Here is a 3,499-nt window from a genome sequence, read left to right on the forward strand (position 1 = left end):
CAATAAGGTTCGCAGTTTTGCCTTTCCAAATGCCTACTTTGAGAAGGATAACAAGGTCTCTGCGCGTGGGTCTAAGGGGGACTTTATCTTCCGTGATTTTGATGAAAATGGTCTAGAATTCATTTCCATCATGTTTGAGATGAAAAATGAAGCGGATGGAACAGAGAAAAAGCACAAGAATGCGGATTTTTATAAGGAATTAGATAAGGATCGGCGAGAGAAAAACTGTGAGTATGCAGTTTTGGTGACCATGCTAGAAGCAGATAACGACTACTTTAACACTGGGATTGTGGATGTCAGCCATGAGTATGAGAAGATGTATGTGGTTCGTCCTCAATTCTTTATCCAGTTGATTGGTCTTTTGCGAAATGCTGCGCTTAACTCGCTACAGTATAAGCAAGAGTTGGCCTTGGTTCGCGAGCAAAATATCGATATTACACATTTTGAGGAAGATTTGGATGCCTTTAAACTAGCTTTTGCTAAAAACTACAACTCTGCTTCAACCAACTTTGGTAAAGCAATCGATGAAATCGATAAGGCTATTAAGCGTATGGAAGAGGTCAAGAAGTTCCTGACCACATCCGAAAACCAACTCCGCCTCGCTAATAACAAATTGGACGATGTCTCAGTCAAAAAATTGACTCGAAAAAATCCAACCATGAAAGCGAAATTTGAAGCGTTGAAGGGGGAGTGAGGAAAAAACAAATGAACGGTATTATCAACTTAAAGAAAGAAGCGGGCATGACCTCGCATGATGCGGTTTTTAAGCTGCGTAAGATTTTGGGGACAAAGAAAATCGGTCATGGTGGGACCTTGGATCCAGATGTGGTGGGTGTTTTGCCCATTGCGGTTGGTAAGGCGACCCGTATGGTCGAGTTTATGCAGGATGAGGGCAAGGTCTATGAGGGGGAAATCACTCTCGGCTATTCAACGACGACCGAGGATGCAAGTGGAGAAGTGGTCACGGAGACCCCTGTTTTGTCGCACTTGGATGAAACCATTGTTGATGAAGCGATTGCTAGTCTGACTGGGCCTATTACTCAGATTCCACCTATGTATTCGGCAGTTAAGGTCAATGGATGCAAGCTCTATGAGTATGCGCGTGCTGGTCAGGAAATCGAGCGTCCCCAACGTCAGGTGACTATTTATCAATTTAAACGAACAAGTCCGATTTCTTATGAGGGTCATCTAGCACGATTCACTTTTCGTGTGAAATGCAGCAAGGGAACCTATATCCGGACGCTCTCGGTTGATTTAGGTGATAAACTGGGCTACGCAGCTCATATGTCCTGTTTGACTCGAACCAGTGCAGCAGGCTTGCAGTTAGAAGATGCCTTGACTCTGTCGGAGATTTCAGAGAAGATGGAAATGGGGAAACTTGATTTTCTTCATCCTCTAGAGATTGGGACAGGTGATTTGGTTAAGGTTCAGTTAACACCAGAGCATGCTCAGGAAATTCGCTTTGGTCGTTTTGTAGAGCTAGATCAGACAGAAACAGAATTGGCGGCCTTTGAGGGTGAGAACTTACTGGCTATTTTGGAAAAACGGAATCATCTCTACAAGCCAAGAAAAGTTTTTTTATAAGTTTTCGATTTTAGGTTAGACTATTAAAAATCATCAAAGTATGGTAGAATAGACGACGGACAAAAAAATGGAGGCTAAGATGCAAAATAGACCAATCATTATCGGAGTGACAGGTGGTTCAGGTGGAGGAAAAACCAGTGTTTCAAGAGCCATTTTATCGCATTTTCCTGATGAAAAGATTTCCATGATTGAGCATGATTCTTATTACAAGGATCAGTCTCATTTGACCTTTGAAGATCGTATCAAGACCAATTATGACCACCCTTTTGCTTTTGACACTGATTTGATGATCGAGCAGATCCAGGAGTTGTTGGCAGGTCGTCCTGTGGATATTCCGACTTATGACTACACCGAGCATACACGGAGCAAGAAAACCTATCGCCAAGAACCGCAAGATGTTTTTATCGTTGAGGGGATCTTGGTTTTAGAAGATAAACGTTTGCGTGATTTGATGGATATCAAAATCTTTGTAGATACGGATGATGATGTACGCATTATTCGCCGGATCAAGCGGGATATGGAAGAGCGGGGGCGGAGCTTGGATAGTGTTATTCAGCAGTATCTAGGCGTGGTTAAACCCATGTACCATCAATTTATCGAGCCAACCAAACGTTATGCGGATATTGTGATTCCAGAGGGGGTTTCCAATACAGTTGCCATTGACTTATTAACCACCAAAATCGAGAAAATATTGGAAGAAGCTAGAACAAGTGATTAAGAGAAGGGAAACCTTCTTTTCTTTTTCCTGAAAAAGCAGATGAAAAGGGTGATTTTAAGTCATTTTTTTGGTATAATAATACCTATCTATGGAGAAAATCCAAACGGAAGGTAGCAATGGAAAAATACTTATCGGTCACAACTTTGACCAAGTATCTTAAAATGAAATTTGATAAAGATCCCTATTTAGAGCGGGTCTATTTGACTGGCCAAGTTTCCAACTTCCGTAAGCGGTCCACTCACCAGTATTTTTCTCTTAAGGATGATAAAGCTGTTATTCAGGCGACTGTTTGGTCTAGTGTCTATCAAAAGCTTGGATTTGAGCTGGAAGAAGGCATGAAAATCAATGTCATGGGTCGCGTGCAAATCTATGAACCAAGCGGATCATACTCTATCATCATTGAAAAAGCTGAGCCGGATGGGGTTGGGGCACTAGCTATTCAGTTTGAGCAACTCAAGAAAAAATTGACGGAAGAAGGTCTATTTCAAGATCGATTTAAACAACCGCTTCCCCAGTTTGCTAAGAAAATCGGTGTGGTGACCAGTCGCAGTGGTGCTGTCATTCAGGATATTATCACAACAGTCAGTCGGCGCTTTCCTGGTGTAGAAATTTTACTTTACCCGACTAAGGTTCAAGGAGATGGAGCAGCAGAAGAAATCGCTAGCAATATTGCCCGTGCCAATGAACGTGACGATCTAGATGTCCTCATCATCGGTCGTGGTGGAGGTTCCATCGAGGATCTCTGGGCTTTTAACGAAGAAATAGTGGTGCGTGCTATTTTCGAATCCCGCTTGCCCATTATTTCCAGTGTAGGACACGAGACAGATGTGACCCTTGCGGATTTTGTGGCGGATAGACGGGCTGCGACGCCAACAGCTGCTGCTGAACTGGCAACACCTGTAACAAAATTGGATCTCTTGACCCATTTGCAAAATCAAGAAAAACGGATGGCGACAGCTGTACAAAATGTCTTGTCAAAGAAAAAAGAAGCTCTGAAAAAATGCAGTCAGTCAGTCATCTTTAGACAGCCAGAGCGCTTGTATGATGGCTATTTGCAACGCTTGGATCAATTGCAACTGCGCTTAAAACAAAGTTTACGAACACAAATTTCTGATAACAACCAATTAGTCCAAGCAAGGACGCATCAACTAGTCCAATTATCGCCTGTTACCAAAATCCAGCGTTATCAAGATCGTC

Annotated in this window: 4 protein-coding genes; all 4 read left to right on the forward strand. The window is 42.6% G+C overall.

The window, feature by feature from the left end:
- The coding region (locus tag SORDD16_RS04160) for a DUF2130 domain-containing protein (RefSeq protein WP_081215130.1) at nucleotides 1-694 on the forward strand (694 nt) is incomplete at its 5' end.
- Nucleotides 695-705: 11 nt separating this feature from the next.
- Nucleotides 706-1,584, forward strand: a complete 879-nt coding sequence (gene truB / locus SORDD16_RS04165; protein WP_061452482.1) for a tRNA pseudouridine(55) synthase TruB — start codon at nucleotides 706-708, stop codon at nucleotides 1,582-1,584.
- A 79-nt stretch (nucleotides 1,585-1,663) separates the two neighbouring features.
- Nucleotides 1,664-2,302, forward strand: a complete 639-nt coding sequence (gene udk, locus SORDD16_RS04170; RefSeq protein WP_061452483.1) for a uridine kinase — start codon at nucleotides 1,664-1,666, stop codon at nucleotides 2,300-2,302.
- Nucleotides 2,303-2,418: 116 nt separating this feature from the next.
- Nucleotides 2,419-3,499: exodeoxyribonuclease VII large subunit (gene xseA / locus SORDD16_RS04175; RefSeq protein ID WP_061452484.1), on the forward strand; the 1,081-nt coding region annotated here is incomplete at its 3' end.

Origin of the sequence: Streptococcus oralis (assembly GCF_001578945.1) — a bacterium.
In the GTDB taxonomy this organism is placed as follows: Bacteria; Bacillota; Bacilli; order Lactobacillales; family Streptococcaceae; genus Streptococcus; species Streptococcus oralis_Q.